The 24,227-nt window shown below is 64.6% G+C and carries 23 protein-coding genes; 6 read left to right on the top strand and 17 right to left on the bottom strand.

What is annotated here, in order from left to right; genetic code table 11:
* Positions 1-9 precede the first annotated feature (9 nt).
* On the bottom strand, positions 10-996 hold the full coding sequence (locus AAF563_00955) for a D-glycerate dehydrogenase (GenBank protein ID MEM7119809.1): 987 nt from the start codon (positions 994-996) through the stop codon (positions 10-12).
* A gap of 19 nt (positions 997-1,015) precedes the next feature.
* On the opposite strand from AAF563_00955, the gene AAF563_00950 reads away from it, so the two are divergent.
* Complete coding sequence (locus AAF563_00950; protein MEM7119808.1) at positions 1,016-1,567, top strand: SH3 domain-containing protein; 552 nt, start codon at positions 1,016-1,018, stop codon at positions 1,565-1,567.
* Between the two features lie 9 nt (positions 1,568-1,576).
* Here AAF563_00950 and AAF563_00945 read toward each other — a convergent pair whose 3' ends face one another.
* Complete coding sequence (locus AAF563_00945; GenBank protein ID MEM7119807.1) at positions 1,577-2,140, bottom strand: gamma-glutamylcyclotransferase; 564 nt, start codon at positions 2,138-2,140, stop codon at positions 1,577-1,579.
* A gap of 81 nt (positions 2,141-2,221) precedes the next feature.
* On the opposite strand from AAF563_00945, the gene AAF563_00940 reads away from it, so the two are divergent.
* Positions 2,222-3,250, top strand: coding sequence for a DUF2125 domain-containing protein (locus tag AAF563_00940; GenBank protein ID MEM7119806.1), 1,029 nt, complete (start codon positions 2,222-2,224; stop codon positions 3,248-3,250).
* 39 nt (positions 3,251-3,289) lie between these two features.
* On the opposite strand, the gene AAF563_00935 is transcribed toward AAF563_00940, so the two are convergent.
* From AAF563_00935 to AAF563_00925, 3 genes are read right to left on the bottom strand one after another with little or no spacing between them, the layout of a single operon-like run.
* A complete protein-coding gene (locus AAF563_00935) occupies positions 3,290-4,177 on the bottom strand; it encodes a prephenate/arogenate dehydrogenase family protein (protein MEM7119805.1) in 888 nt (295 codons plus the stop codon).
* Positions 4,174-5,271, bottom strand: coding sequence for a histidinol-phosphate transaminase (gene hisC, locus AAF563_00930; GenBank protein ID MEM7119804.1), 1,098 nt, complete (start codon positions 5,269-5,271; stop codon positions 4,174-4,176). Before hisC ends, AAF563_00935 begins: the two co-directional genes overlap by 4 nt.
* Positions 5,268-6,083, bottom strand: coding sequence for a chorismate mutase (locus AAF563_00925; protein ID MEM7119803.1), 816 nt, complete (start codon positions 6,081-6,083; stop codon positions 5,268-5,270). The genes hisC and AAF563_00925 overlap by 4 nt, the downstream gene beginning before the upstream one ends.
* Before the next feature lie 170 nt (positions 6,084-6,253).
* Here AAF563_00925 and AAF563_00920 point away from each other — a divergent pair, with 170 nt between their 5' ends.
* The 3 genes from AAF563_00920 (at position 6,254) to AAF563_00910 (ending at position 9,669) form a co-directional block, all read left to right on the top strand.
* Complete coding sequence (locus AAF563_00920) at positions 6,254-7,426, top strand: homoserine O-acetyltransferase (protein MEM7119802.1); 1,173 nt, start codon at positions 6,254-6,256, stop codon at positions 7,424-7,426.
* Complete coding sequence (gene metW, locus AAF563_00915) at positions 7,423-8,115, top strand: methionine biosynthesis protein MetW (protein ID MEM7119801.1); 693 nt, start codon at positions 7,423-7,425, stop codon at positions 8,113-8,115. The genes AAF563_00920 and metW overlap by 4 nt, the downstream gene beginning before the upstream one ends.
* A 171-nt stretch (positions 8,116-8,286) precedes the next feature.
* Entirely contained in the window at positions 8,287-9,669 is a 1,383-nt protein-coding gene (locus tag AAF563_00910) for a DUF3179 domain-containing protein (protein MEM7119800.1), read from the top strand.
* On the opposite strand, the gene AAF563_00905 is transcribed toward AAF563_00910, so the two are convergent.
* The 7 genes from AAF563_00905 to ftsE all read right to left on the bottom strand — a co-directional run bounded on the left by AAF563_00905 (position 9,670) and on the right by ftsE (position 17,128).
* The gene (locus AAF563_00905) at positions 9,670-9,996 is read right to left on the bottom strand and encodes a DUF4406 domain-containing protein (GenBank protein MEM7119799.1); all 327 of its coding nucleotides are present in this window, start codon (positions 9,994-9,996) and stop codon (positions 9,670-9,672) included.
* Between the two features lie 38 nt (positions 9,997-10,034).
* Positions 10,035-10,535, bottom strand: a complete 501-nt coding sequence (locus AAF563_00900; GenBank protein ID MEM7119798.1) for a hypothetical protein — start codon at positions 10,533-10,535, stop codon at positions 10,035-10,037.
* A gap of 128 nt (positions 10,536-10,663) precedes the next feature.
* Positions 10,664-14,104, bottom strand: a complete 3,441-nt coding sequence (locus tag AAF563_00895) for an LAGLIDADG family homing endonuclease (protein MEM7119797.1) — start codon at positions 14,102-14,104, stop codon at positions 10,664-10,666.
* A 175-nt stretch (positions 14,105-14,279) separates the two neighbouring features.
* On the bottom strand, positions 14,280-14,993 hold the full coding sequence (locus AAF563_00890; GenBank protein MEM7119796.1) for a lysophospholipid acyltransferase family protein: 714 nt from the start codon (positions 14,991-14,993) through the stop codon (positions 14,280-14,282).
* The gene (locus tag AAF563_00885) at positions 14,990-15,580 is read right to left on the bottom strand and encodes a YdcF family protein (GenBank protein ID MEM7119795.1); all 591 of its coding nucleotides are present in this window, start codon (positions 15,578-15,580) and stop codon (positions 14,990-14,992) included. The genes AAF563_00890 and AAF563_00885 overlap by 4 nt, the downstream gene beginning before the upstream one ends.
* Positions 15,577-16,452, bottom strand: coding sequence for an FtsX-like permease family protein (locus AAF563_00880; protein ID MEM7119794.1), 876 nt, complete (start codon positions 16,450-16,452; stop codon positions 15,577-15,579). Before AAF563_00880 ends, AAF563_00885 begins: the two co-directional genes overlap by 4 nt.
* Positions 16,430-17,128, bottom strand: coding sequence for a cell division ATP-binding protein FtsE (ftsE, locus tag AAF563_00875; protein ID MEM7119793.1), 699 nt, complete (start codon positions 17,126-17,128; stop codon positions 16,430-16,432). The genes AAF563_00880 and ftsE overlap by 23 nt, the downstream gene beginning before the upstream one ends.
* Positions 17,129-17,566: 438 nt before the next feature.
* Here ftsE and AAF563_00870 point away from each other — a divergent pair, with 438 nt between their 5' ends.
* On the top strand, positions 17,567-18,208 hold the full coding sequence (locus AAF563_00870) for a DUF3426 domain-containing protein (GenBank protein MEM7119792.1): 642 nt from the start codon (positions 17,567-17,569) through the stop codon (positions 18,206-18,208).
* Positions 18,209-18,224: 16 nt separating this feature from the next.
* On the opposite strand, the gene AAF563_00865 is transcribed toward AAF563_00870, so the two are convergent.
* The 5 genes from AAF563_00865 to argH form a co-directional block, all read right to left on the bottom strand.
* A complete protein-coding gene (locus AAF563_00865; protein ID MEM7119791.1) occupies positions 18,225-18,710 on the bottom strand; it encodes an N-acetyltransferase family protein in 486 nt (161 codons plus the stop codon).
* A gap of 230 nt (positions 18,711-18,940) precedes the next feature.
* Positions 18,941-21,355: a TIGR02302 family protein gene (locus AAF563_00860; GenBank protein ID MEM7119790.1), complete on the bottom strand. Its 2,415-nt coding sequence runs from the start codon at positions 21,353-21,355 to the stop codon at positions 18,941-18,943.
* Entirely contained in the window at positions 21,352-22,644 is a 1,293-nt protein-coding gene (lysA, locus tag AAF563_00855) for a diaminopimelate decarboxylase (GenBank protein ID MEM7119789.1), read from the bottom strand. The genes AAF563_00860 and lysA overlap by 4 nt, the downstream gene beginning before the upstream one ends.
* Entirely contained in the window at positions 22,641-22,799 is a 159-nt protein-coding gene (locus AAF563_00850) for a lipoprotein (GenBank protein ID MEM7119788.1), read from the bottom strand. Before AAF563_00850 ends, lysA begins: the two co-directional genes overlap by 4 nt.
* Positions 22,796-24,208, bottom strand: coding sequence for an argininosuccinate lyase (argH, locus tag AAF563_00845; protein MEM7119787.1), 1,413 nt, complete (start codon positions 24,206-24,208; stop codon positions 22,796-22,798). Before argH ends, AAF563_00850 begins: the two co-directional genes overlap by 4 nt.
* Positions 24,209-24,227: the final 19 nt, after the last annotated feature.

The raw sequence follows: 24,227 nt of genomic DNA, 5'->3' as shown, positions 1-24,227 counted from the left end.
CGAAGCCGCCTAGAGCAGAGTGTCGATCACGCGGTCCGGGGGCTTATGGCCGTCGACGAAGGTCTTGATGTTGATGATGACCTTTTCGCCCATGTCGATACGGCCCTCGATGGTGGCCGAACCCATATGCGGCAACAGGACGACGTTATCGAGGGCGAGCAGCTTGGGATTGACCGCCGGTTCATGCTCGAAAACGTCGAGGCCGGCGCCGGCAATCGCCTTGTCGCGCAACAGCCGGGTCAGCGCCTGTTCGTCGATGACTTCGCCGCGCGACGTGTTGACGACGACGGCGGTGTCTTTCAACAGTTTCAGGCGGCGCGCGGAGAGCAGGTGAAAAGTCGCCGGCGTGTGCGGGCAATTGACAGAGATGATGTCCATGCGCGCCAGCATCTGGTCGAGGCTTTCCCAATAGGTCGCCTCCAGCGCGTTCTCCGCGGCTTCCGGCAACTGGCGCCGGTTGTGATAGTGGATCGAGAGGCCGAAGCCCCGGGCGCGCCTGGCCACGGCCGAGCCGATGCGGCCCATGCCAATGATGCCCAGCCGCTTGCCCCAGAGCCGGTGGCCGAGCATGAAGTTGGGGCCCCAGCCCGTCCACTCGCCGTCGCGGATCAGCCGTTCGCCCTCGCTGACCCGGCGGATCACGGCCAGGATCAGCGCCATGGTCATGTCGGCGGTGTCTTCGGTCAGTACGCCCGGCGTGTTGGTGACGGTAATGCCCCGTTCACGCGCGGCCGCCAAATCGATATGATCCACGCCGGTGGCGAAATTGGCGATCAGGCGCAGGTTTTCGCCAGCCTGGGCCAGGATGCCCTTGTCGATCCGGTCGGTCAGAGTCGGCACCAGGATATCCGCCGTTTTGACCGCCTCGACCAGTTCGTCGCGGCTCATAGGATGATCGTCATCGTTGAGCCGCGTATCAAACAGTTCCATCATCCGCGTCTCGATGACGTCGGGCAATTTGCGGGTCACGATTACAAGGGGACGTTTACGGGACATGTCACTCCCAGGTACCAGAATGCGCGTCAATTATTGGTCGGCCGGCGTGCGCGCGTTCTTTAGCAAATACGTTTATGCCGGACAACGCAACCTGAGCACTGCCGTAGCGGTTTTTCTCGTCAGCAGCACGGTCGGCTTGACTGGCGCGGTCGCGCAAGACCTGCCGCTGCCCCGTTTTGCCTCGCTGAAGGCCGATGAGGTCAATATGCGCGCCGGTCCCGGCCAGTCTTATCCGGTCGAGTGGGTCTATACCCGCAAGGGCCTGCCGGTCGAGATCATCGCCGAGTACGACCAGTGGCGTAAGATCCAGGATATCGAGGGCACGGTGGGCTGGATCCATCGCGTGATGCTGTCCGGCCAACGCACGGTCATGGTGGACGGAGTCGATGTGGTCATCGCCCGCGATGATCCGTCGGAGAGCGCCTATCCTGTCTTTCGCGCTGAACCGGGCGTCCAGGGCATCCTTCTGTCCTGCGAAGACGATTGGTGCCGTGTCGACGTGAATGGCGCCAAAGGCTGGCTGCCCATGGTGTCGCTGTGGGGCGTCTACGATTCCGATAACGCTGAATAAAGATCTGCTTTAGGGACGCGTCCGCCTGCGAATCGACCGGACCCGCTGGTGCAGGTCGTCCAGACCCCGGTCCCGTATGCCCAGGTCGTTCAGGTGGCTCACGGTGTGCTCCAGATACTCCCAGCCGGGGCCTGAGTTGCCGACACCGTGGGCGATCAGCTTGGCCGCCCGCGCCGGCTCCAGCTTGCCGGCGTATTGCGGGTGGGTGCGAAAGCGCGGCACATAGGTCAGTGCCCTGACCGCGCCCTGTTCGGTTTTCGCCGTCACCCAAGCCTGGTGATAGACGTCTGTCACACGTTCGCGCGCGTCCAGGTAATCGATGACGTCGGACGCGTTCTGGGCGGCAACCCGATAGACCACGCCACGGCAAGACCCGCCGCGGTCCAGGCCCAGCACCAGGCCGGGCTTTTCCGGCGTCCCCCGGTGATAGTGAGAAAAGATGCAGAACGAGCGGTGGTAGCCGTGGATCAGCGCCTGGCGGCGCAAGATGAAATCGAACCCCGGCCGCCAGATCAGCGAACCGTAGCCGAACACCCATATGTCGCCGTTCGGCTCAGTCCAACGTTCGCTCATGTTCCCTAGTTCCAGGCGTGTGTCACGCCACATAAGGCCGATGAAGGTCGCGGGCAAGGGGGCGGCGGGATATAAGGGGCCATGCGCGTGTTGAAATGGCCCATCGCCGTTCTGGTCCTGTTGGCCGTCGCCTATACTGTCTTCTGGTTCGTCCTGGCCGGCCGGTCCCAGGATTGGATCGCCGCCTGGGCCGCGATCGAGCCGGACAAGGACTGGCATGCGACCTATGGGGAGACCGAGGTATCCGGCTTCCCGTTCGGCATGAACATTCGGATCACGACTCCGGAGATCGTTTGGCATGGCGAGGGTCAGGCGGCGACTTGGTCCGGCGCCTGGCTGGTCGCGCGTTATCTGCCCTGGGAATTCGACCGCATCCAGCTCGATTTGCCGGAGGAGCAGCGAATCTACATCAATGCCGGCGACCAGCCGCGCATGGTGGTCGTGCAGTCGTCGAAGGCGCTTGGGCAGGTGGAGATCGCCAACGGTCGGGCGAGCAAGATAACGACCGAGACGCTGGACGCCGTCATCACCGTCGAACAGAACCAGGCGCCTATCACCGCCGGCCGGATCCTGGTCGAGGCCGAACAGATCGGCGGCGGCCAGGCGCACGACCTCTTCGTCCAGATCGACGATCTGGGATTTGCGGCGCGGGTGCCCGAACCGTTCGCTGGCGAGGTCCCGTTTCTGGCGGCCGCCTTTCGTTTGAATGGTCAGGTGCCGTCGGGGGGACCGGTCCGCGATCGCCTGGCGGTCTGGCGCGATGCCGGCGGCGTGCTCGACATCCTCTCGTTCAAGCTCGATTGGCCGCCGCTCGACATTGAGGCCGATGGCAGCGTGGCGGTTGACCAGGGCTTTCGTCCGGTCGGCGCCTTTACCGCCGATGTCGTCGGCTACAATGATCTGATCGACGCGCTCGTCGATGTTGGGTCAGTCTCGCGCAACCAGGCCTCTATCGCCTCGACCGTGCTGGACGTCATGGCCGAACAGGACGCGGAGACCGGCGAACGCCGCTTGACCGTGCCGGTGACGGTGCAGAACGGCACGCTCTTCGTCGGCCCGGTACCGCTGATGCCGGTCCCGCCGGTGCTGCCGCCGGATATGTTGCTGTAGGGCGCGCCGCGGGCTGGTGCCGTATCGATAGAAAGACCCCTAAGCCTGGCCGGCGTCGATGATGCCGCGGCGCACGTCACGGCTGCGGCGGAACAGGTCTTCCAGCATGTCGGCCTCACCCCAACGGATGGCGCGCTGCAGGCGCGACAGGTCCTCGCTGAACCGCTGCAGCATGTCCAGCACGGCCTCGCGGTTGTTCAGGTAGACGTCGCGCCACATGACGGGGTCCTGGGCGGCGATGCGGGTGAAGTCTCGGAAGCCGGTGGCCGAGTACTTGATGACCTCATCCTTGGTGTCGTCCTCCAGGTCCGCCACCGTGCCGACGATGTTGAAGGCGATCAGGGTCGGCAGATGGGAGGTAAGCGCGAGGATCGAATCGTGGCGTTCGGCGTCCAGCATGTCGACTTTCGATCCGGCGCGGTGCCACAGCTCGGCGACCCGATCGATCGCGGCGGGATCGGTCTTTTCGTCAGGTGTCAGCACGCACCAGCGACCTTCGAACAACTCGGCAAAGCCGGCCTCGGGCCCTGAATTCTCGGTGCCGGCCAGCGGATGGCCGGGTACGAAATGAACGCCTTCGGGAATGTGCGGTTCGATCGCGGCCATGACCGCCTGCTTGACCGAGCCGACATCGGTGACGATCGCGCCTTGCTTCAGGTGCGGGCTGATCGTCTCGGCAATGGCGCCGTTGGTGCCAATGGGGGTCGAGATGACGACAAGGTCGGCGTTCTCGACCGCCTTGCCGAGATCCTTGGAGGTCTCGTCAGCGAGGCCGAGCTCATCGACCTTGGCCAGTGTCGCATCGGTGCGCGCGCAGGCGATGATATGGCGGGCCAGACCTTCGCGGCGCATGACGCGCGCCAGGGAGGAGCCGATCAGGCCGATTCCGATCAGGCAGACGGTGTCGAACAAGGGTTCGTCGCTCATGCGTTCTCCATGAAGTCGCCGAGCGCATCGATCAGGGCGGCCATTTCGTGATCCAGGCCAAGGTTGATGCGCAGGCAATCGGGCAGGCCGTAGGCGACGAGGTTGCGGACATAGATGCGTCGCGCCGCCAGGAACTCCTCTGCGGCCTTCGCCTGTTCGTCGCCGCCGGGAAATTGGACGAGCAGGAAGTTGACGACGCTGGGATGGACGGCAAGCCCCAGACCACGCAGGGACTGGGTCAGGCGCGGCAGCCACAGCCGGTTGTGTTCACGCGCCATGGCGACATGCTCGTGATCGTCGATGGCCGCTGTCGCGGCGGCAATGGCGACGGCGGAGACGTTGAACGGCGAACGGATCCGGTTCAACACGTCGACGATACCGGGCGGCCCGTAGAGCCAGCCGATGCGCAACCCGGCGAGCGCGTAGATCTTCGAGAACGTCCGCGTCATCACCGTGTTGTCGCCGGCATCGACCAGTTCGCGCCCGGCGCTGTAGTCGTCATGGTCGACGAACTCGGCATAGGCGGAGTCGAGCACCAGCAGCACGTCGTCCGGCAGACCCTCGCGCAAGCGGTGGACCTCGTCGCGGCTGATGTAGCTGCCGGTCGGGTTGTTCGGGTTGGCCAGGAAGACGATCTTTGTCTTCTCGCTGACACGCTCCAGCATGGCGTCGACATCGGTGTGGTAATTGGTCTCCGGCGCCGTCACCGGCGTCGCGCCGACCGCGTGGGTGGCGATTGGATACATGGCAAAGCCATACTGGCTGAACAGCACCTCGTCGCCCGGACCGGCATAGGCGCGCGGAATCATCTCCAGAAGCTCGTCGGAGCCCGCGCCACAGATGATCCGCGCGGGATCGAGGCCATGGTGGGCGCCGATTGCCTCGCGCAACACCGTCGCACCGCCGTCGGGATAGCGCACGATGGTCTCCGCCGCCGCCTGGGCGGCCGCGACCGCCTTGGGGCTGGGGCCAAGCGCGGACTCGTTCGAGGAGAGTTTGATGACCGGGCGATCGTCACCGTCGGCCGGGCCACTCTTGCCGGGGACGTAGGGATTGATCTCCATGATGCCGGGACGCGGCGTCGGCGCGGTCATGGCGTGTCTCCGGCAAACGGTGTCAGGGGCACGGGATAGGCGCCCAGAATGGTCGCGTCGGCGCACCTCTGTTGCAGGGCTCGCACGCGGTCGTCATCGGTGGTCAGGAAACCCGCCACCTCGGCCACGGCGAGCCCGGGCCAGGAACGAAGCACATGCGGCTCCAGGTCGAGACCGCGCAGCGCTGGGCCAAGATCGTCTGCGGCGCGCGAGGCGATCACGGTGAAGTCGTCGTCGCTCGGCTCCGACGGCACTAGGCCGGCGACATAGGCGGTGGTCGACGGCGTGTCCCGCCGCTCCAGCGCGATGAAGGGCAGCTTCATCAAAATCAATGGCCCGGCCGCATCGAGAAGGTGCGGCCACCACGCGGCATCGCCAGTAGGCTCGGGCAACACGGCGAGCGTCGCGCTACCGTTGGCGACGGCATCCAGGGCAGCCTCGCTGGTGTCGAAGCCGGTCATCGCGGTGTTCGAGCCGAAGTGGTCCCGGGCGGTATCCCACAGACCGATATCGCCGGTGGTGGCGACCGCGATCTCAAACGGGCCCTGGACGGGGATTTGGGCGCACAGCATCTCGCGCCAGATACGCACCAGCGCGCCGAGCGGATAGTTGCCGCTGTGGCGCGCCGCCAGCCGGCGCAGGATCTGGGCCTCGCGTCCCAGTCGCAGATAGACGTGGTTGTTCGCGCGCGCCTTTGCCGCCTTGACGCCGAGGGTCAGCTCGGCGCGACGTATGATCAGGTCATGCATCTGGTCGTCGACCGCGTCGATCTCACGACGCAGGTCCGCCAGCGACTTTTCAGCGGCGCACATGGGCGTCAGTTGTCCGGCTGCCCTGGGAAGCCGATACTGATAGCGTAGGCTTCTCTGGAAAATCAAAGAAAACATTGACATAGATGGGGGCGGTGCCTAGCTAGCGGCTGCTCCGCCGCCAGCGAGACTGACGCGCCGATCGGCAGAAACCATAGCGGGGCCCTTAGCCCATGAAACAGACGGTCGCCGCCGTCCATACGCTGCAGGAAAGCCTGCCCGGGCCGCGCGCCGTATTGAATGATGGCGAGCCGATCCGCCTGGAATCGGGCGCCATGCTGGGGCCGGTGACCGTCGCCTACCAGACCTGGGGCGAGCTGAACGCCGACAAGTCGAACGTCGTCTTGATCTGTCACGCGTTGACCGGCGATCAGTATGTCATCGGCGACCATCCGGTGACCGGCAAGTCCGGCTGGTGGGAGCTGATGGTCGGGCCAGGCAAACCGATCGATACCGACCGCTATTTCGTCATCTGTCCGAATTGTCTGGGCGGCTGCATGGGCACGACGGGACCCGCTGCCGTCGATCCGGAGACGGGCGAGCTCTACGGCCTCAGTTTCCCCGTCATCACCATCCGCGACATGGTCGAAGTCCAGCGCATGCTGCTGGACGAACTCGGCATCGGACGCATCATGTGCGTTATCGGCGGCTCGATGGGCGCGATGCAGGTGCTGGCCTGGGCCGCCTTCCACGGCGACCGCATCGACAGCGCCGTCTCGATTGCCGGCGCCGCGCGCCATTCGGCGCAGAACATTGCGTTTCACGAAGTCGGCCGTCAGGCGATCATGGCCGATCCCGACTGGTGCCGAGGGTTCTATTACAAGGAAGGCAAACGGCCGGAGGCCGGCCTTTCGGTCGCCCGCATGGCCGCCCACATCACCTATCTCTCCGAACCCGCGCTGTGGAGCAAATTCGGCCGCAGCCTTCAGGACCGCGCGTCGAAGTCTTATGGCTTTGACGCCGATTTCCAGGTCGAGAGTTACTTGCGCTACCAGGGCGCCAGCTTTGTCGACAGGTTCGACGCCAACGCCTATCTCTACATCACCCGCGCGATGGACTATTTCGACCTGGAGGTGGAGTTCGACCGCGATCTCGCCCGCGCCTATCACGAGACCGATGTGCGCTTCCTTCTGGTCAGCTTCACCAGCGACTGGCTTTTCCCGACCAGCGAAAGCAAGGAGGTCGTGCGCGCCCTGAACCGCGCGGCGGCCAACGTCAGTTTCGTCGAAATTGAATCCGAGCGCGGTCACGACGCCTTCCTTCTGGACGAGCCCGAGCTGTTCGAGATCGTCGACGGTTTCCTGGGCAGCGTCGCGCGTCACCGTCCGCGGGACGGTGAGGCATGAGTCTTCTGTCCGGCGCCAGGTCCCGGTTTACCCTGGGCGATAACGAATTTGGTCTCAGACCCGACCTGGCGCTGGTCGCCAGCATGATCGAGCCGGAGACGCGGTTGCTGGACGTCGGCTGCGGTGATGGCGCCTTGCTCGATTGTCTGGTCAACCATAAAGCCTGTGACGGGCGCGGCATGGAGCTGTCGCAGAAGGGCGTCAATGCCTGCGTGGCGCGCGGCCTGTCCGCCGTGCAGGGTGACGCGGACCGGCACCTCGTCGACTATCCCGACGACAGTTTCGACTACGTTATCTTGAGCCAGACCCTGCAGGCGGTCCGCAAGCCGCGCGAGGTGCTGCTGCAGATGCTCAGGATCGCCGACACGGCGATCGTTTCGTTCCTGAACTATGGTCAGTGGCAGGCCAGGATGTCGGTGCTTTCGCGCGGGCGCATGCCCCATACGCGCGCGCTCGCCACGCCCTGGTTCGAGACCGAGAACATTCATCCCTGCACCATCCGAGACTTCGCCGATCTCGCCAAGATCCTCGGCATCACGATCGAGCTGGGCTATGGACTCTCCAAGGACCGCGACGTCACGTTGATTCGCGGCGATCAGGTTGGCCAGGCCAATCTTTTCGCCGAACAGGCGGTTTTCAAGCTGCTACGGCCCGTGCAGCCGAAGAAGAAGGGCCGTCGCCGGACCTGACGCGTTCTACACACTGCAACACATCACGGTGAGACGGGGTGGACCGGCATGGCCGACATGCCATCTTCTGCCCTGGGATCGCGTACTCGCAGATAGAGCGCGGATTCACATGGTTGGGAGGAACCATCTGACGGTTCCACCTAGCCATGATCCGCTCTAAGGAGTTGCCGTATGACAAGACCGGCCCGTTTGCTGTGCGGTCTCATTCTTGGATGTTTTCTTGTCGGCACCGGACAGGTCAAGGCCGCGCCCGACGGTCAGAGCCTCGATCGCGTCAGTCATGATCTGATCTTCGGACCGGCACCGGTCCGCATGCTGGCGGTCCAGCAGATCGTCGAGCATGGTGAGCCGGACGCGGCGGCGGTATTGATTCTGGCCATGCGCTTTTGGCGCGACGATCCGACGCTGCCCGCCGCGTTCGAGGCGCTGACCGGCGCCAAGGTCGACGGCTGGTTCGACGCCATGTTGTGGCAACAGGCCCATCCGGAAGTCATGCCCCATCCCAGTTTCCGCGACATCAAGTTGCAGGTTTTCGAAGCGATCGATCCCGCTTTCTTGCGCTTTCTCGGCGGTGAACGTTCGCTGCCCGAGAACCTGGCGATCCGGTTCGAGGAGATTACCTGGGGTGGCGTGCAGGTCGACGGCATTCCCTCGCTCGACAACCCCGACCTGATCGCGGCCGATGCGGCGGACTACCTGAAGGACGATGACCTCGTCTTCGGCGTCGAGATTAACGGCGACGCGCGCGCCTATCCGCTGCGCATCATGGGCTGGCACGAGATGTTCAACGACGTCATCGGCGGCGTGCCCGTCGCGCTCGCCTATTGCACGCTGTGCGGTGCCGGCATCCTGTTCGAGACCGATGTCGAGGGCTATGACGAGACCTTCGTGTTCGGTTCGTCCGGTTTTCTTTATCGCTCCAACAAGCTGATGTTCGATCGCCAGACCGACAGCCTGTGGAACCAGTTCACCGGCAAGCCGGTCAGCGGTCCGCTGCTGGACAGCGGCATCGAACTCAAGATCAGGCCCGTCACCATCACGTCGTGGCAGGACTGGCGCGAGAGCAACCCCGACACCCACGTCTTGTCGCGCAAGACGGGCCACCTGCGTGACTATGGTTCCGGCGTCGTCTACCGCGACTACTTCGCCAGCCCGGATTTGATGTTCCCCGCGCTCGTCGACGAAGAAAACCTGCGCCAGAAAGACTACGTCTTCGGTATTCGCGATGTCGCGGCGTCCAAAGCCTGGCCGATCACCGCCTTTGAGGGCGGCGCGGTCATCAACGATGCGGTCGGCATCCGTGACGTCGTCCTGATCGGCGATGCCGCCACGCGCACCGTGCGTGCCTATGACCGAGACGGCAGGACGTTCACGGCCACGGATAGCGCAGACACCCTGTCGGCGACCGACGGTGAGTGGCGGATCGGTGAAGACGCGCTGACCGGGCCGGACGGCACGCGCCTGGCGCGGGTGCCCGGCCATATCGCTTACTGGTTCGCTTGGGACGGCTATCTAGGCGTCGAAAGCGACCTCTACGCGGAGACCACGCAGTAGTCAGGCCTTTGGCACATCCGCGATATCGGTGAAAACCTGGCCGCCCTTCGCGCGGATGACCTCGACCTCCTTGTCGGCGCCGCCAGACGGCCCGCCGATCCTCAGAATGGCGTCGCAGCGCTCGGCCAGCGCCAGCGAGACCGGCGTCATGACGTCGTCGTAGCAGTCATCGTCTGCCGCATCGATCATCGGCAGCGCCATGTTGACGCCGATCACCGGCGTATGGCCGAGACGCCAGACCTCGAGCGCCGTTCGGTTCAAGACGGCAAGATTGGCGGCGCGTGTGGCGCCATCCTTTGCGCCTGACCGGTAGGGGCCGGCGATCATGATCCACAAGGCGGCGCTCTCCCGTTGCTTCTGTCGCGTCAAAGGCGGTCGTGCGGATCACACAAGTCTTCGCCCAACAGTCCCTCGTGATCGCGGACCCATTGATCCGCGAGCTCCGTGGCTTCAGCTAGGGTTGCGGCGTCCAGGTCCGAGGGCGGGCCGGGTCTATCTTGCTGACGAGCTTCCTGATCTTCGCGCTCGTAGCTTACGCCGAGGACTGCCTCGCCGTCGCCGTCAAACGTGGTTGAACATCGTTCGGACAAGAGCCGCCACTTGTAGGCCTCGGCGAGGTTGTTCTGCGGATAGTCCGCTCGCCGATTGAGGACATAGAGGCCTTTCTGGGCGACGGAGTTGCCCATGTCTGCAGGCTCGGCCAGAATTTCAAAGGCGACGTCGAGATGTTCCGTGGGCCCGGCCTCGGCGAGGCGAAGGCCATCCAGTGGTGACGTGACAATGCCCAGATCGTGTCCATGGACGATCCTTTCAAACTCATCACGCTCGCGCAGCGCATCCTCAGTGGACGACTGCAAGTTATCCATGTCCCGGCCCAGACTGTACAAGGCGGGCCCCGCGATCACTGCGATCAAGAGTAACGAAGCCAGGACGGCGAGAACGATCCACTTCGCTTTTGTTCGCCGGCCCATTCGTGTCGTGATGCTTCAGCCTCTCACGCGCATTTCGAATAGCCGCAGGAGGTGCAGAGGTTGCAGCCTTCCTGGTGAATCAGGCTGGGCTGACCGCACCGTGGGCACAGTTCCGGCGCGCGGCCGCCGTGCTCGCCGGCGGCGCGGGCCAGGATCTCGATGTTCGAATCATCGGTTTCAACATGCAAGAAGCCGATGTTGATCATGTGCTTCTCGATGACTTCGCCGATTGCGGCCAACAGCGAGGGCACGTAGTGGCCGTCGACCCATTGGCCGCCGCGCGGGTCGAACACGGCCTTCAACTCCTCGACCACGAAGCTGACATCGCCGCCGCGCCGGAAGACCGCGCTGATCATACGCGTCAGGCCGAGTGTCCAGGCGTAGTGGTCCATGTTCTTCGAGTTGATGAAGATCTCGAACGGACGGCGCCGGCCGTCGCGCACCACGTCATTGACGGTGAGATAGATGGCGTGGTCGGACTCCGGCCAGCGCAGCTTATAGGTCTGACCGGGCAGCACTTCCGGCCGGTCGAGCGGGCGCGTCATATAGACGACGCCGCCGGCCTCATAGGCATCGGCGGGTTTGTCGCTTGACGGTTCCTCGAACGGCAGGCGCGGCTCGTCCGGTGTCTCTTCTTTCAGCTCGAGCACGGCGCCGGTCACCTCGTTCGGGCGATAGGTCGTGCAGCCCTTGCAACCGGTTTCGTAGGCCTGGATATAGACGTCCTTGAAGTCGTCGAACGACATGTCTTCGGGACAGTTGATGGTCTTCGAGATCGAACTGTCGACATACTTCTGAACCGCCGCCTGCATGCGCACGTGGTCGCCGGGCGTCAGCGTCTGGGCGTCGACGAAGTAGTCGGGCAGCGGCCCGCCATTGCCCTTCAGGCGCCGGTAAAGGCGGACGGCATAGTCGGAGACTTCTTCCGTCTTGCGGCTGCCATCGGGCATCAACACGTTGCGCTGATAGCTGAAGGCAAAGACCGGCTCCAGGCCCGACGACACGTTGTCGGCGAAGAGCGAGATGGTGCCGGTCGGCGCGATCGACGTGACGAGCGCATTGCGGATGCCGTGTTCGGCGATCGCCGCGCGCACGTCCTCGTCAAGCTCCTGGATCGTCTCGCTCGCCAGATAGGAATCGCGGTCGTAAAGCGGGAAGGGGCCACGCTCCTTGGCGAGATTGACCGAAGCGAGATAGGCCGCGCGCCTCAGCCGCGCCATCCAGGCCTCGGTCAGTTCAAGCGCCCGGCCGCTGCCATAGCGCGCCTGCATCATGATCAGCGCGTCGGCGAGCCCTGTGACGCCAAGGCCGATACGTCGTTTGGCCTCGGCTTCCTGGCGTTGCGCCTCCAATGGAAAACGCGAGACCTCGACCACATTATCCATCATGCGCACGGCGGTCGTCACCGTGCGGTCTAGCGCGTCTTCGTCGAGCGTGGCGTCGTCTTCGAACGGGTTCTGGATCAGCCGCGCCAGGTTGACCGAACCCAGCAGGCACGCGCCATAGGGCGGCAGCGGCTGTTCACCGCAGTTGTGCACGACCAGACCGTTGGCGTCGAACGCGTTGATGCCGGGAACCTGGGCGTCGAAGACGGTCTCTTCACCAAGCTCATCCAGGGAAGCGACGCTTGCGACAAATCGCTCGCGGTTCGGCATGCGGCGATAGTTGGCGGCCAGTGAAGCGAGACGCCCGGCCTTGTCGCCGTCGGCAAATCCGATGGTCTCGGCGAAACGCGTTATGTTCTCGGCGGAGATCACCAGTTCATGCTGGGCGGCGACGTCGTAGATCTTAGTGCCGCCGCGCCCGTCCGGGAGCGGACGCGGGCCCTCGGGCCGCCGTTCGCGATAGATGGTCGAGACAATGCCCAACCGCAGCAGCATGCGTTGTACCGCGGTGAGAACATCCAAGTTGCTCTGGGACAGTCTGATGCTGACGCCCTTCGACTGTGTGCCCTGAACGCTGCCATCGGCATCGAACAAACCGCGTAGAAATCCCGTGGCAAACCGGGATGAGGCTTGTTCCATCGCAGGCGTAATACCTTTGTTGCCAGGCGCCATGCCAAGCTCCAGCGCGAGCGTCCTCAGCGCGCCCAGGGCAAGCCGCACTTCGCCGCGGCCGGGAATATCGATCCAACCCTGGAAATCCGCGCGATGGGGTAAGGTGCGGGCGGCTTCCTCGGCAGCGGCCATGACCGCGACGACGCCCGGACGCTCCATGCCGCCATTGGCGACCATGGCGCCGGGCCATGCCGATAGCACGGCCTTGTCCTCCTTCAAGGTACCGTCGCCCAGAAGCAGACCGATCAGATATCCTTCGTGCCTGGAATAGCCGGTGCCTTCCCAGTCCGCCGCCAGGCGATGATCGTTAAGCACGATCTCGTCGCCGACCTCCAACGCCGACGCCTGCGTCCATGCCCACTCGGTCCGATAGCGTGTTCGTTCCGTCACCCGTGCGACCGGATGGTCCGCCGTCAGGTCGAGCGCCATGCCCTCCTTCGTGCGTAGACGATAGGTAGCTTTGCATCCGGTGGTGAAGAACCCGGCATCGGTGGACGGCCACGCCTTGCCGTCGACCACGGCCCTAAACGGTTGGCCGACGAGGTCTTTCACCTGACGCGGGCCGTCCGCCGTCTGCACCCAGGTATCCGCCGTGACGCACGGATTGGTCGCGCTGATGGTCTCGGCGTAGTGCAGGTTGTTGCGGCGGTTGATGCGGTCGATGAAGATCACGCCCGGCTCCGCGTACGCGTAGGTCGCGTGCATGATCTTGTCCCACAGCTCGCGCGCCGAGAGCGTCTTGAAGACGACGCCGTCGAATGTCAGCTCCCAGGCATCATCGGCTTTGACCGCCGCCATGAAGTCGTCGGTGACCAGCACCGAAAGATTGAACATGCGCAACCGACCGGGGTCGCGCTTGGCGTCGATGAAGGCCTCGATATCCGGATGGTCGCAGCGCATGGTCGCCATCATGGCGCCGCGCCGATGGCCGGCGCTCATGATGGTGCGGCACATGGCGTCCCACACGTCCATGAAAGTCAGCGGACCGGAGGCATCCGCGCCGACGCCCTTCACCGGCGCGCCCTTGGGGCGCAGCGTCGAGAAGTCATAGCCGATGCCGCCACCGGCCTGCATGGTCAGCGCGGCCTCTTTCAAGTTATCGAAGATGCCGCCCATGTCGTCGGGGACGGTGCCCATGACAAAACAATTGAAGAGCGTGACGTTCCGGTCCGTGCCGGCGCCGGCCAGAATGCGTCCGGCGGGCAGGTATTTGAAGCCGGACATGGCGTCATAGAACTCGTCCGCGCGACGGTAACGCTCGCCCTCCGGTTCGACCTCGGCGAGGGCTGCGGCGACACGGCGCCAGCTGTCTTCAACGCTGCCGTCGACCGCGGTCCCGTCGGCCGCCTTCAGGCGGTACTTCATGTCCCAGATCTGCAGAGCGATCGGCGTAGGCGAGAGGCTCATGAACGTCTCGTTTCTATCGGTTGGTTGCTGCCGGTTGGTTCTTGCGGGGACCACATAGCATACGCCAAGCCGGAAAAGCATGCCAGTGTTCTATATTTGTTTCCACCACTTCTTCCCCTATGACGGGAAGGTTAATGCAATGAAATATCTGGATAAATTGTATGTATGCCCAAAATTACAAGGTGGTTCCGGGGAGTTGTTCGCTGGCGCCATGGATCCGATGCTGCAGGGTCTCCATGAACTCCCGCCTGGCGAGTCCCGGTGGGATCGGCGGCAGAAACACGATGCGGGCAACGCCCGGCCGTTTCTGAAACGAGCGTCGACCCCAGAAGTAGCCGGTGTTGAGCGCGATCGGCACCACCGGCAGATCGAGGTCGCCGTAGAGTGCGGCGACACCTGGATGAAAGGCTTGGCGCGTTTTCGGTGCGGTGCGCGTGCCTTCGGGAAAAATCAGTAGCGACCGGCCGCCTTCGACCGCCGCGCGGGCCCGCGTCAACATGGTGCGCAAGGCGCGCGCGCCGGCGCCGCGGTCGACCGGTACCGTGCCGATCGAGGTCATGAACCAGCCGACGACTGGGATCATCAGGAGCTCGCGCTTTAGAACGATGTCGGCCTGGGGCAGCAGCAGGGGCAGCTTGAACGTTTCAAGCGCCGACTGGTGTTTGGCGGCGTAGATCGCCGGACCGTCAACGAGATGCTCGGTGCCCGAGACCTCGACCGTCAGGCCGACGACATGATGAAGCAGCCAGAACATGCAGCGGCACCAGGTCAGCGTAATCCAGCGCGCCGCCCTGCGGCTGATGACAAGCACCGGTAGGCATAGGATGCCGGCGATGATTATCGAGCCGATCATCAGGCTGTTGAACACGACCGATCTGATGGTGGTCATAGAATTGGCCAGGCCTGGCTCACCAGGTACTTGCTGTACTCGCCCGCCAGCAGGCTGAACGTATCGGTGTCGTACCACCAGGCATCCAGGTCAACACGCTCCGGGAAAACCGGGTGCGGCACGATGGTGATGTCCGGCATCGCGCGATGGAACAGCACGAGGCTGCGCGGCATGTGGTAGGCGGCGGTCACCAGCCTGAGCGACGCATGGCCGCCCTCTGCCATCCAGGCCGCGGTCTCCTCAGCGTTGCCGATGGTGTGCTGGGCGCTATGGCCCAGTTCGATACAGCACGCCAGTTTGGCCGGCGCCTGGTCGTCCAGAGCCAGGATCGTTTCCACGTCGACGCCGGTATAGACGCCGGAAATGAAGAGCGTCTCCGCCAGTTCCTGATCCAGGAGTCCAAGGCCGGTCGTCAGCCGGTCGGCGCCGCCGGTCAACACCACGATGGCGTCGGTCGGCGTCGTCTCATCGGTGGTTCTGTCGGGTAAGTTATTGACAAACCATACAAAACCCACCGCCCAGGCGAGCGCCAAAAGGAAGGCCAGCACAACCAGCCGGCGCAGCCATCTGCCGCGACGCCGGGTCATGGCAGGCGTTGCAAGGTCGCCATCACGGTCAAGCGCGCCGTCACGACCGCGATAACGGCGGCGATCAAAGGTACCGCGACCAGTGCGATCCAGCCATGCAGGCCAAGGCTGAGCTGCGGCAGAAGCGGCGCCTCAAGCTGACCGGCCAGACGTCCGACCAGCGCGATACACAACCCTGCGACCACAAGGCCCGGTAGGCCGCCAAAGAGCGCCAGTTTCAGCGCCTGTGTCTGAAACTGCCGGGCGACATAGGCATCCTTGGCGCCAACCAGGTGCAGAATGGCAATGGTGTCGTGATGCACCGCGAGCCCCGTCCTGGTCATGAAGACAATGGTCGCCACGGCCCCGCCGGCGATCAGCAACAGGACGACACCGGCGACCAGTTGCAAGGTGCGCGCGGTCGCGCGAACCGGCTGCAGCCAGCGGCGGCCGTCGTCGACGCGAATGCCGGGAATCTCCTGATCCAACAGCGCCTGCAGTGCCTCCGCATCAATAGCGCCGGGACGGTCCAGCCGGACATCGATCAGCACCGGAAGCGGCAGCTCGCTGACATCGAGATCACTACCGATCCATGGCGACAGAAGCTCGCTTACCTTGTCGCCGCTCAGACGTCTGGCCTCGGTCACGCCTGGCGTCGCGGCCAGCACCTCTATGACGCTTTCCACAGCCCCGCCGGTTGCGGCACTGGGCGGCACTTCGACGGTGATCTGGACACTGTGGCTCAGGCGCCACTGCTCGATCGCGTTGCCCAACACCAGCGCCGAGGCGAGCACGAGCACCGACAGAAACACCATGATGCCGATAATGCCGGGAACGAAACGGCTGGCCGGATCACCGGCCAGCGGCACGTCATGACGCCGTCGAAACAGCATGGCGACCGCCCCCCTGGTTCGCCACGGGGTGCAGCTCGCCGTCCTCAAGGCGCAGGACGGGATGGGGAAAACGGACGGGCAGGTTGTTGTTGTGGGTCGCGACAACCAGGGTCGTGCCCAACCGGTTGAGTTCTTCGAACAGGCGCATCAGCCGTTCGCCGATGGTGTCGTCCAGATTGCCGGTCGGCTCGTCCGCCAATAACAGCTTGGGGCGCGCGATCACCGCCCTGGCGACCGCGACACGCTGTTTCTCGCCGCCGGAAAGCGCGGGCGGGCGCATGTCCAGCTTGTCGCCCAGGCCGACCCACTCCAAGAGCTCGATCACGTGGTCGCGGATCTTGCCGCGATCGTTGCCGGCGACGCGCAGGGGCAGGGCGACGTTCTCCAACGTCGAAAGATGGTCCAGCAGGTGATAATCCTGGAAAACGACGCCGATCTTGCGCCTGAGCGCCGGCATCTGGTCACGCGGCACCGCGGCGATATCGTGGTCGAACATCTGAATCAGGCCGCGCGTGGGGCGGCGCGCCAGGTAAAGCAGGCTCAGCAGTGACGATTTGCCGGCGCCGCTGGCGCCGACCAGAAAATGGTAGGAGCCCGGCGCCAGTGAAAGGCTGACATCGTGCAGCACTTCCGGCCCGTTGCCATAGCGCAGGCCGACATTTTCGAAACGCACCAACGGTTTTAGTCCCTGAGCCCGTGTCCTCGTGTCCACTTTCGCACGTTCGGCGAATCTTGCCAGCCACCGCGCCCACGCCTATAGAGCATAGTAGCTATTTTGATAGTCAGTATGTGAACGGACATGATCCTAACCTGTCCATCTTGCGGATCCCGCTTCCAGATTCCCGACGGTGCCCTGGGCACGACGGGCCGTAAAGTTAAGTGTTCGGCCTGTAAACACGTCTGGTTTCAGGCTGCCGATGTGGCTGAATCCGAGGTTTCGGCGCCGTTGTCCGCCAATGACGCGCCGCCGGCCATCCCGCCGCGCCCCGAATCCGATGCTGAGCGCACTGTAGACGCAAAAACCGGCCCTGACGTGGCGTCCGTGCCGCCACCAGATGAGCCGGCGCCAGATGAACCGTCGCCTGAGATTGCGTCGCCGGCCGAGAGACCATCCTTGGTCGTTGCCGCGGCCGCCACCGAAATCGAGACATCGACGTCTGATGCTGACGTGGCCGTCACCGATCGATCAGAGATCGAGCAGCCGACGGCGGAAACACCGGTCGAGGAGACCAGCGACAGCGTACCAGTCGACCATACGCCCGACTTTGACGTTAGCCGCGTTGTCGGCCCAGACGATGCCGATAGTCGGTCGTCCGGAGGTCGCGGGCGCGTTCTCGTGTTGGTCGTGCTGCTGCTGGTCGCGGCCGGAGCCGCGCTTTACCAGTGGCGTGCCGATGTCCTTCAGGCGTTTCCTCAAACCCTGCCGGCCTATGCCGCGCTCGACTTGGTCGGTCCGCCGAGCTCGCACAATCTGAAACTCGAAGATGTCGCGTTCGAGGTGATCGACGAAAACGGCGACAAGGTACTGATCGTCTCAGGACGCGTGGTCAACGCCGGACCGGACTTGAGCCTGTTGCCCATGCTCCGTGCCGAGCTGCTGGATCAGGCGGGTCAGGTCACGACGTTCTGGACATTTGTCGCGACGGCCGAGGTTCTGGCACCGGGCGGTGACACCGGGTTTCGCGATATCTATCCCGACCCACCGGTAACCGGCGACGAGACCGACATTCTGGTCACTTTCGACGATCTTCGATAGCGCGCAACGGCAGCTGTTACCGCTCTCCTTCATCATCGTGTAGCGAGAACTGCATCAAAACGGTGTCGAGCCAGCGCCCGTGCTTGCGACCGACGTCGCGCAGCACACCGGCGTCGCGGAAACCGAGTGCGCGGTGCAAGGCGATCGAGCCGGTGTTGGCTGAATCGCCGATGACGGCGATCATTTCGCGCTTTCCGGCCTGACGGCACCGTTCGATCAACGCCGCGAGCAGGGCGCGCCCGACACCCCTGCCGCGCGCTTCGGTGACGACATAAACGGAGTTCTCGACCGTCGCACCATAGGCTGGGCGAGATCTGTACGACCCGGCATAGGCATATCCCAGAATCTGGCCGCTTCTGTCCTCGGCCACCAGATAGGGGAGGCCGGCGTCCCGGATCGTTTCGAACCGATACGTCATTTCCGCTTCGTCGGGCGCGGTGAGTTCAAACGAGGCGCTGCCCTCGCGGACCTCGATCGCATAGATGCGGGTGGTCGCGGCGATGTCGTCCGGGCAACCGTCGCGCACGATGAAGTCCGGCTTGGTCGACGGAACCTCGCTCACGTCGTCATCCCTGTTAGTGCTTGCTTACGCGGAACCGGTGCCAACCCACTCCCCCGCCCTCCGGGGCAAAACGCCGAGAGGCGTTTTCGCCGAGGCCACCCCGAGGATGCTGCCATGGGTGGCAGGGCGGGGGAGCGGGCTGGTGATGCCAACAACAAAATGTAGGCACACTAGAAGCGGCGCAGCAGGCGCTCCAGGTACTGCTGTTCGTCGACCGGGCGGTGCTGCTCGCTGGCGCGCTTGTAAAGTTCGTCCAGGATCTCGCGGGCGCGCACAATGGCGCCGCGATCCGGCAGCTGGAAGTCGCCGGTATCCTCGCCGCCGTCGCCGCCGAGATGACGACCCATGGGATCGCGCGGCGCGCCGAAGAAGTTCTGGCCTTCGCCAGCCATCTCTTCGCCGGCCTGCTCCATCAGGCTTTCCATCAGTGCGTCGGCGCCGGCACGTAGTTGCTCGATCGCTTCGGTCTGGTGGTCGACGGCTTGACCGGGACGGTCGTTTTCCAGTTGGCGCGCGGAACGGCCCATGGAGCGGTCGGCGCGATCGAACTCCCGCGGCGCGCCGAAACCGAACTCCTCCATACGTTCCATCAGTTCTTGCAGCGATTGTTGCAATTGGGTCTGGCCGGCAAAGGCGCCGGAACTGTCGACGCCTTCGGCATCTTCTTCGCGCAGCATGCGGAAGGTTTCGTCCAGCAGTTCCTGTTGGCCGCTCATGAGCTGGCGCACGGTCTGCAGCACTTCGGCCGCTTGCGCGCTGACCGCGCCGGTCAGGTCGGAGAGGTTGCCGACAGAGATGTTCTCCATGATCTCCTGCATGCGGCTCAGAAGCGTCTGGGCGGCATCGCGGGATCCGGAATTGACGAGGTCGCGCAACTGATCGACCAGATCGGTGAGCTCACGGCTGCCCACGGCCTTCAGCGCGTCCGTCGGGTCGAACAGTTCACCGGGATCGGTGCGCAGGCGGTTGGAAAGCGCGCGCATGTAATCTTCCATGGCTTGGCGCAGTTCATCGATCAGCTGAACGATCTCGTCATCGGTGGCGCCTTCCGACAGCGCTTCCAGAAGCTGCTGCTGCAGGTCGCGCACGCGCCGTTCGGCGAACGCCAGCGGCCCTTCCTCAATGGCGAGCGCGGTATCCCACATCAAGGCGATGACCGCGTCCATGCCAGGATCGCTCTGGTCGAGCATCAGACGGTTGGCGCTGGTGATCAGCGCCAGGTGAACCGTGACGTCGCTCAGATAGGCTTCCGGATCCAAGGTCAGCGCCGCCAACGCCTCGGCAGTCTCCTCACGCAGGCCCGGATCCTGCACCAGGGCCTGGCGCAGGTCGGCGATCTCACGTGCGACCATGTGGTAGAAGTAGCGGCGCGGCAGCTTGAACGTATAGATCTCGCTTTGGCCGGTCTGGCCGGTCACGTCGGTGGCGAAGAGCTGCATCGTGACGTCGAGGCCGGCCCAGGGATGGGGCGTCAGGTCATAGAAGGATGGACCCTTGGCTTCGCGCACGCCGCTGTGTGCGATCGGCACCGAGAGTTCCATGATCTCATCGGGAACCGCAACCCGCGAAATCCGGGCGCGGACGTTCTCGATGCCGTAATCGTCCTCGGCCGCGACATCGAGGCGCAGCGTCGTGCGCAGCGTTTCCTGGGGCTCTTCGGTCAGCGCGACGGTTGGCACCCGGTCCGGGATGACATCAATCGGCCAGGCGGCAAGCTCACTGCCGCCCTGCTGGAACGCCAACCGACTGCCGGCCTCCAGCTCCAGGGTGATCTGGAAGCTCGACGACCCCGCCTGTTCAAAGCTGGTTGTCGCCTCGTCGATGACGACTTCAGGCGTCTGACTGCCGCCGCGCACCTGGGCGACCAGTTCGCTGCCGGCCGGGATAACGACCGGCTCGGTCGTCTCGGCCGCGGTCGTCGGATCAAGCCAGAGCGGCGGCACGCCGGTATAGGCGGGCGGCGTGATCCACAAGGTCAGTTCGCCGGCTGACGATGATGCCAGCGCGCGGCTGAAATCAGGTTTAAACGCGGCGGCGAAGTTAGGTCCGGCCTGTTGCCAGCCGACCACAAGTCCGGCCACCAGCACCAGGCCCGCGATGCCGCGCAGAGCGTAGCTGTCACGATGGGCGACCTTTGAGGCTGGCCAGCCGACCTTCAGCCGTTTTATCGCCTGGCGCACGCGGCGCCGATGGGCCTGCCACAGGGCGTGGCTCGCGCTGTCCCGGCGATCCCCGGCAAAACTGTCCTCCAGCGCCGTCAGGGGGCGGTGATCGAAGCCGCTTTTAAGCTCCAGGCGCCGCAGGGCTTCGGCTTCACCCGGGATGCGCCAGCCCGGCAGGTCGCGCCACAGGAAGTATGGCAGTAGAACGACAAATGCAGCGAGAATAACGATATGCAGCCAGCCCGGCAGCCAAAGCCACAGACCCAGCAGCGTGACACCGACGAATCCAGCAACAAGCGCGATGCTGCGCCACAGGCGCGGCAGCAGGTCTTCCCACGCAAGCGCGGCCTGGGCGAGCAGAATGCGCCGCTGCACCGCTAGGGGGCGGCTTCCGGGCCGGTTAGCCGGGCTCTCTTCGCTCATGCCACGCCTCGTTTGGCGCCATCCGGGCCTGCCATCCAGTCGGGCAGACTGTCGAGCGCCATGGACTCCTCATATGTAGGCCGTCGGCGAACGACGGTAAAATCACGTCCTCGTACCATCACCTCGGGCACCAGGCGTCGGCCATTATAGCCCGAAGACAGCACCGCCCCGTAGGCACCGGCCATGCCGATGGCGACCAGGTCGCCGGTTTCGACGCCCGAAAGCGCCACGTCGCGGGCCAGAACGTCGGTTGATTCGCAGACCGGACCGGCCAGCGTGATAACCTCAGTAGCCGCCTTTTCCGGCGGTTTTTTGACCGGCCACACCGGGTGGCTGGCCTCATAGAGCGCCGGGCGGATCAGGTCGTTCATGGCGGCATCAACGATGACGAACCGGCGGTCACCGGCATCTTTGGTCGCCAGCACCTGCCCGACAAGCAACCCGGCGCCGGCAACCAGCCAGCGGCCCGGCTCGATGGTCAGTTCCGCGCCGGTTTCCGCCGCGACCCGGGCCAAAAGGCCGCCATAGGGCGCCGGCGGCATATCCTCGCCGCCGTCGTACGCGACGCCCAGCCCGCCACCCAGGTCGAGATGGGGTACCGCGTGGCCGGCATCGCGGATCTGACCGCGCAGTACGACGAGACGATCGATCGCGGTCTCGAAGGCGCTGAGATCGTGGATCTGCGAGCCGATGTGGATTGCGAGACCCCGCGGCTCCAGATGAGCATCGGCGGCGGCACGGGCATAAAGATCGGCCGCCCCGTCAAACGCGACACCGAACTTGTCGGTCTTGCGGCCGGTCGAGATCTTGTCGTGGCCCCCGGCGGCGACATCGGGATTGACGCGCAGCGCGATCGGCGCCTTCGTATCCCGCGACGCGGCGACGCGGCTGATATCGGCCAGTTCATCCACGGACTCGACGTTCAGCTGCCCGACGCCGTGGTCGAGCGCCATGGCGATCTCGTCGCAGGTCTTGCCGACGCCGGAGAAGACAATGCGGTCCGCCGGCACGCCGGCGGCAAGCGCGCGCTGCAACTCGCCGCCCGAGACGATGTCGGCGCCGGCGCCAAGCCGGGCGAAGGTGGCGATAACGGCCAGGTTGCCGTTCGCCTTTACCGCGTACGCGATTTTGGTCCCCGATTCCGCGCAGGCTGCCGCCAGCCGGCGATAGCGCTCTTCAAGCGCTTCCTGCGCATAACAATAGAATGGCGTGCCGACCTCTTCCGCGATCGCCGCAAGGGGAGTGTCCTCGGCGTGCAGCGCGCCGTGGTGATAGGTGAACGGGTTCAAAAGACGTACTCGTCCGGTTCCAGTTCGTACTCGTCGGGATCGTCGGGGTCGATCTTGTCCGGCGGGGTCAACGGGCCTTTGCGGCCGCACGCCGCCACCAGCGTGGTCAGCGCCGCCGCCATGATCAGTTCAAGTGTTTCGCGTCGCGTCATCATAAGAACCTCTTGCGCGCCTCCTTCACGGCGGCCTTGACGTTCTCCGGCGCCGTACCGCCTTCGCTGGTACGGCCGGCCACCGCGCGATCGATATCGAGCGCGTCATAGACCTTGTCGGTCAAGCGTGGCTCGATTTGCTGCAGGTCATCAAGGCTGAGATCGTTGAGATCACAGCTCTTTGTTTCCGCCAGTTTGACGACCGCACCGGTCACGTGATGGGCATCGCGAAACGGCATGTCGAGCTCGCGCACCAGCCAATCGGCGAGGTCGGTCGCGGTCAGGAAGCCCTGGCCGGTCAGCGCGCGCATGGCTTCGGTGTTCACGATCATGCCGGCGATCATCGCGGTCGTCGCGGGGACGATCAACATCAGCGTATCGGCGGCGTCGAACACCGGCTCCTTATCTTCCTGCATGTCCTTGCCGTAGGTCATCGGCAGGCCCTTCAGCATGGTCAGCATGCCGGTGAGGTCGCCAATGACGCGGCCCGCCTTGCCGCGCACCAGTTCGGCGGCATCGGGATTGCGCTTCTGCGGCATGATTGACGAGCCGGTGGTCAGACTGTCGGGCAGGGCGACAAGGTCGAAGGCCGGGCTGGTCCACAACACCAGTTCTTCAGCCAGGCGCGATAGGTGCACCGCCAGGATCGAGGCCGCCGCCAGGAACTCCAGGCAGAAATCCCGGTCGCTGACCGCGTCCATGGAGTTTGCCGCCGGCCGGTCGAAACCGAGCGCCTTGGCCGTCGCCTGCCGGTCGACGGCAAACGACGTGCCGGCAAGGGCGGCGGCACCCAGCGGGCTTTCGTTGAGCCGCCGGCGGGTATCGGCGAAGCGCGCGCGATCGCGGCCCAGCATCTCGACATAGGCCATCAGATGATGACCAAAGGTGACCGGCTGGGCCGGTTGCAGATGGGTGAAGCCCGGCAAGATTGTCGCGGCCGCGGCCTCCGCCTGATCGATCAGGGCAGTCTGCAGGGCCTTCAGTTCGTCATCGACCGCGTCGATCGTCTCGCGGACCCATAGGCGCATGTCGGTCGCGACCTGGTCGTTGCGCGAGCGCGCGGTATGCAGGCGTCCGGCTGCATCGCCGATCAGCTCGCGCAGGCGCGCCTCGATATTCATGTGCACGTCTTCAAGCGCCGGGTCGAAGTGAAACGCGCCCGACGTGATCTCAGCGGCTATCTGGTCAAGCCCGCCGGCGATGGCGTCACCGTCCTCGGCGGTCAGGATGCCCTGGGCGACCAGCATGGCGGCGTGTGCCTTTGAACCGGTGATGTCCTGCTGCGCCAGACGATGATCGAAGGCCACGGAAGCGTTGATCTCTTCCATGATCGCCGCCGGTCCCTCGGCGAAGCGGCCGCCCCACAGCGGATTGGCCGCGGGCGCGCCGGTATGTTTCTTGTTGTCCGACATGGCGCGCATTCTCCCCGGA

The organism is Pseudomonadota bacterium (assembly GCA_039028155.1).
Taxonomy (GTDB): Bacteria; Pseudomonadota; Alphaproteobacteria; order SP197; family SP197; genus JANQGO01.
The sequence above is the reverse complement of the archived record's forward strand: the minus strand, read 5'-3'. Positions and strand labels throughout refer to the sequence as shown.